At 72.2% G+C, this 4,655-nt stretch carries 5 protein-coding genes; 1 reads left to right on the top strand and 4 read right to left on the bottom strand.

What is annotated here, in order from left to right; genetic code table 11:
- Positions 1–315 precede the first annotated feature (315 nt).
- Genes hemW through rph form a run of 3 tightly spaced genes read right to left on the bottom strand, consistent with a single transcriptional unit; the run spans position 316 to position 2,886 of the window.
- Complete coding sequence (hemW, locus tag FV230_RS24940) at positions 316–1,494, bottom strand: radical SAM family heme chaperone HemW (protein ID WP_147844311.1); 1,179 nt, start codon at positions 1,492–1,494, stop codon at positions 316–318.
- A 49-nt stretch (positions 1,495–1,543) separates the two neighbouring features.
- Positions 1,544–2,176 carry an RdgB/HAM1 family non-canonical purine NTP pyrophosphatase gene (gene rdgB / locus FV230_RS24935; protein ID WP_147844310.1) on the bottom strand — a complete coding sequence of 211 codons (633 nt, stop codon included), beginning with the start codon at positions 2,174–2,176 and terminating at the stop codon, positions 1,544–1,546.
- On the bottom strand, positions 2,173–2,886 hold the full coding sequence (rph, locus tag FV230_RS24930) for a ribonuclease PH (protein WP_147844309.1): 714 nt from the start codon (positions 2,884–2,886) through the stop codon (positions 2,173–2,175). The genes rdgB and rph overlap by 4 nt, the downstream gene beginning before the upstream one ends.
- Positions 2,887–3,034: 148 nt before the next feature.
- On the opposite strand from rph, the gene hrcA reads away from it, so the two are divergent.
- Positions 3,035–4,129, top strand: a complete 1,095-nt coding sequence (hrcA, locus tag FV230_RS24925) for a heat-inducible transcriptional repressor HrcA (protein WP_147728964.1) — start codon at positions 3,035–3,037, stop codon at positions 4,127–4,129.
- 186 nt (positions 4,130–4,315) lie between these two features.
- Here the strand turns inward: hrcA and FV230_RS31005 are convergent.
- Positions 4,316–4,655: DUF1236 domain-containing protein (locus FV230_RS31005; protein ID WP_246694989.1), on the bottom strand; the 340-nt coding region annotated here is incomplete at its 5' end.

The following is a 4,655-nucleotide window of genomic DNA, read 5'->3' as shown; positions in this document are numbered from 1 at the left end:
CGCGACCGCGGCGGGCCGCCCGCCGAGGGCCGCCGATCCGCGCGTCAGCAGGAGCCAGAGCGGAGACGCGCGGTGGAAGGTGACCATCGCCGCGGTGTCGAAGACCTGGCAGCTCGACCGCGACGGTGATGAGGAGCCCGAGCCCGCCGACTGTGAAGTTCATCACGCTGATTGGTCCAAAGCCGGTCGGCGCCGCCGCGCAGCAGCGTGTTCCACCCGGCATGCAGCAGCGGCGCGAGCAGCACGAGGACGATGACGGTCGGTGTCATCGCCGGCTCACGGATCGGCTTTCGACGCGCGCGGAGGCGTACGGCATCACGCCGCGAGGCTCGCGACCACGGCGTTGAGCACCGGAGCGCCGCGCGCGGTCGCGGCGATGCGGCCGCCGTCGAGCCGCGCCACGAGGCCGTCGCCGATCAGCGCCGCGACCCGCGACCCGTCGAGCGGGCGGCCCTTTAGCGCGGCATAGCGCGCCGGGTCGATGCCCTCGGACAAGCGCAGGCCCATCATCAGGAACTCGTCGCCCTGGTCGGCGCCGGCGATCGTCTCGGTCTCGGCGATGCCGTGGCCGTCGCGCTCGACGCGGGCGAGCCAGGCCTCCGGCGCCTTCTCGGTGACGGTTCCGAGTCGGCCGGCCTCCGTCACGAGGCGGCCATGCGCGCCGGGGCCGATGCCGGCATATTCGCCGTAGCGCCAGTACAGCAGGTTGTGGCGCGACTGCGCGCCGGCACGCGCGTGGTTCGAGATCTCGTAGGCCGGCAGGCCCGCCCGGTCGCAGACCTCCTGAGTCACGTCGTAGAGCGCGCGGGCGGTCTCGTCGTCGGGCGGCACCAGCCGGCCGGCGGCGGCGAGCCCGTAGAACGGCGTGCCGGGCTCGATGGTGAGCTGGTAGAGCGAGAGGTGCTCGGCCGCCCGGCCGATCGCCTCGGTGAGCTCGCGCCGCCACGCCGCGGCGGTCTGGTTCGGGCGCGCGTAGATCAGGTCGAACGAGCTGCGGTCGAATGCGCCCTGCGCGACCCGGATCGCGGCAAAGGCCTCCTCGGCGCTGTGCAGCCGCCCGAGGCTCTTGAGCGAAGCGTCGTCGAAGGCCTGGACGCCGAGGGAGACGCGGTTGACCCCGGCCGTGCGGTAGCCCCGGAAGCGCCCGGCCTCGACGCTGGTCGGGTTGGCCTCCAACGTGATCTCGGCGCCGGGCTCGACGCCCCAGGCTGCGGCGATGGCATCGAGGATGCCGGCGACCGTCGCGGGCTGCATCAGCGAGGGCGTGCCGCCGCCGAGGAAGATGCTCGAGACGGTGCGGCCGGGGGTGCGCCCCGCCACGTGCGCGATCTCGGCGCGGAAGGCCGCGAGGTAGCGCGCCTCGTCCACCGGCGCATGGCGGACATGGCTGTTGAAGTCGCAATACGGGCACTTCGAGGCGCAGAAGGGCCAATGCACGTAGACGCCGAAGCCCGCATCGCGGGTCGGGTGGTCCGGGCCTGAACGGTCGGTCATCGCACGCGATGTGCTCGCGTGCGCGCCGTTTGGCAATCGCCCGATCCGTTCAGCCCGGCCGGCGCAGGCATGCGGCGGCGAGCTTCACGAAGGCACGGGCCCGGTGCGAGAGGGCGTCGCCGGTCTGCCAGTCGACCCCGTGCTTCTCCTCCGACGCGATCTCGCCGAAGGTGCGGTCGAAGCCGTCGGGCCGGAACATCGGGTCGTAGCCGAAGCCGGCCGTGCCGCGCGGCTCGACGAGGTCGCCGAAGACGCGGCCCTCGAACAGCTCGGTATGGCCGTCGGGCCAGGCCAGCACCAGAGCCGAGACGAAATGCGCCCGCCGGTCCCTCGCCCCGCGTAGGTCCAGCTCCGCGAAGATCCGCGCCATCGCGCCGGAAAAGTCCTTGGACGCGCCGGCCCAGCGGGCGGAGAACAGCCCGGGCGCCCCATCGAGCGCATCGACGCACAGGCCCGAATCGTCGGCGAAGGTCGGCAGGCCCGCGGCGTTGGCGGCTGCGACCGCCTTGATCGCGGCGTTCTCGGAAAACATCGTGCCGGTCTCGTCGGGTTCCGCGAGCCCGAGCTCGCCGGCCGAGACCGCCTCGACGCCGAAGGGCGCGAGCAGCTCGCGCATCTCCACCAGCTTGCCGGCATTGTGGGTCGCGATCACGACCCGGCCCGAGAGGATGCGGTGGCTCATGCGATCGCCTGCTTCTGGAGGGCGACGAGGTTGGCGACGCCGCCCTTGGCGAGCCGGAGCAGTTCGAGCAGCTCGTCCTCCGAGAACGGCTTGCCCTCGGCGGTGCCCTGAACCTCGACGAGGCCGCCGGTGCCGGTGATGACGAAGTTGGCGTCGGTCTCGGCGCCCGAATCCTCGGCGTAGTCGAGGTCGAGCACGGCGGCGCCCTTGACGATGCCGCAGGAGATGGCGGCGACGTGGTCGCGCAGCGGGTCGACCGAGATCATCGAGCGGGCGCGCATCCAGGCGAAGCACTCGTGCAGCGCGACCCAGGCGCCGGTGATCGATGCCGTGCGAGTGCCGCCGTCGGCCTGGATCACGTCGCAGTCGACGGTGATCTGCTTCTCGCCCATCGCCGGCAGGTTGGTGACGGCGCGCAGCGATCGCCCGATCAGCCGCTGGATCTCCTGCGTCCGGCCCGAGGGCTTGCCGGAATTGACCTCGCGGCGGGTGCGCTCGTGCGTGGCGCGCGGCAGCATGGCGTACTCCGCCGTGATCCAGCCCTTGCCCGAGCCGCGCAGCCAGTGCGGCCCGCGCTCCTCCAGCGAGGCGGTGCACAGGACCCGGGTCTCGCCGAAGGTCACGAGGCAGGAGCCCTCCGCGTAGCGGGCGACCGAGCGCTCGAGCGTGACCTTGCGCAACTCGTCGGCCGCGCGCTTCGAAGGCCGCATGCGGCGTTCTCCTGATTCCCGAATTCGAGCGGGGTGCTTAGGCTGCGCCGCCACACGCGGCAACCCGAAGCGCCCGAGCGCCGTATGAGAAGCCCATGGATTGATCCGCAGGCTTTAGCGGGACACAATCATCGGCCAGGAACCGCGCGTGACCGAGTTTTCCCGACCCTTCTCCCAACCGCCGCAGGCGCAGGCCCTCGCCGCGCTGAACGAGCGTGCCCGCGAGATCTTCCGGCAGATCGTCGAGGGCTATCTCTCCACCGGCGAGCCGATGGGATCGCGCAACCTCGCGCGCATCCTGCCCATGACCCTGTCGCCGGCCTCGATCCGCAACGTGATGTCCGACCTGGAGCAGTCCGGGCTAATCTTCGCGCCGCACACCTCCGCCGGGCGCCTGCCGACCGAGCTGGGCCTGCGCTTCTTCGTCGACGCGATGCTCGAGCTCGGCGATGTCGGCCGCGAGGAGCAGGAGCGGATCGAGGCGCAGATGCGGGCGGCGGCCTCGCGGCACACCTTCGATTCGGCGCTGGCCGAGGCGTCGAGCCTGCTCTCGGGCATCTCGCGCGGAGCCGGCGTGGTGCTGACGACCAAGACCAACGTGCAGCTCAAGCACATCGAGTTCGTGCGGCTCGATCCGGCACGCGCCCTGGTGGTGCTCGTCTCCGACGATGGCTCGGTCGAGAACCGCCTGCTCGACCTGCCGCCGGGCCTGCCGGCGAGCGCGCTGCAGGAGGCGTCGAACTACCTCAACGCCCGCCTGCACGGCCGCACCCTCGGCGGCCTGCGCGCCGAGATCGAGGCGGGCCGCCAGGCGATGAAGCGCGAGCTCGACGCGATCACCGAGCGCCTGGTCGATGCGGGCCTCGCCGTGTCCGTCGGCCCGAGCGAGGCCCGCCAGCTCATCGTGCGCGGGCAGGCCAACCTGCTCGACGACCTTCGCGCGATCGAGGACCTCGAGCGGATGCGGCTGCTGTTCTCGGACCTCGAGACGCAGAAGGACGTGATCGACCTGCTCGCCCGCGCCGAGGGCGGCGACGGGGTGCGGATCTTCATCGGCTCGGAGAACAAGCTGTTCTCGCTCTCCGGCTCGTCGCTGATCGCGGCGCCGTTCCGCGACGGCTCGCAGACCATCGTCGGCGTCGTCGGCGTGATCGGCCCGACGCGCCTGAACTACGCCCGCATCGTGCCGATGGTCGACTACACGGCGCGGGTCGTCTCGCGGATGCTCGACCGCGGGACGTAGGGCCGGGGCCGCTTGCCCGATGCGCCGCCGCGCCCCTCGGTTGGCGCGGGATGTCGGCCCGCGAAGCACATCGGGAGAGGGGGAGCGCCGTATCCGGACGACGCACCCGCCTCTACCGACCCTTGCCGCCACGAGGCCCACCCTCACCCGCAGAGGAGGGAGGGCAGGCCGACGCGGGTTTTCGCCTCAGCCGCGGATCACGTCCACGATCTGGTAGGTGTCCGGATCGACGATGACGATGTCGTCGTCCACGAGGACGTAGCTGTAATCCTCGTATTCCGGTGCCAGCTCGACGATCGCCGGCGGGAGGCGGTGCAGTTCATAGCTGCGGGCGATCGCCGTGCCGACGGTGAGCGCGAAGGCGCCGGCCGCCAGGCGCGGCACGCCGCTGCGGAACAGGTCCTGGCGGAACCGGGTGCGCTCGGCGCCGCCGAGACGCCCATAGGCGCCGCGGGCCTCGCCGCCGCCGCGCGGACCGCGGGCGCCGCGATCCGGACGACCGTCGCGGTCGCCGCGGGCACCGGGG

It is taken from the genome of Methylobacterium sp. WL6 (genome assembly GCF_008040095.1).
In the GTDB taxonomy this organism is placed as follows: Bacteria; Pseudomonadota; Alphaproteobacteria; order Rhizobiales; family Beijerinckiaceae; genus Methylobacterium.
The sequence above is the reverse complement of the archived record's forward strand: the minus strand, read 5'-3'. Positions and strand labels throughout refer to the sequence as shown.

Bases quoted from the DNA above. Each gene is read 5' to 3' on its own strand.
- rph (WP_147844309.1), bottom strand. From the start codon at position 2,886: ATGCGGCCTTCGAAGCGCGCGGCCGACGAGTTGCGCAAGGTCACGCTC.
- rdgB (WP_147844310.1), bottom strand. From the start codon at position 2,176: ATGAGCCACCGCATCCTCTCGGGCCGGGTCGTGATCGCGACCCACAAT.
- hemW (WP_147844311.1), bottom strand. From the start codon at position 1,494: ATGACCGACCGTTCAGGCCCGGACCACCCGACCCGCGATGCGGGCTTC.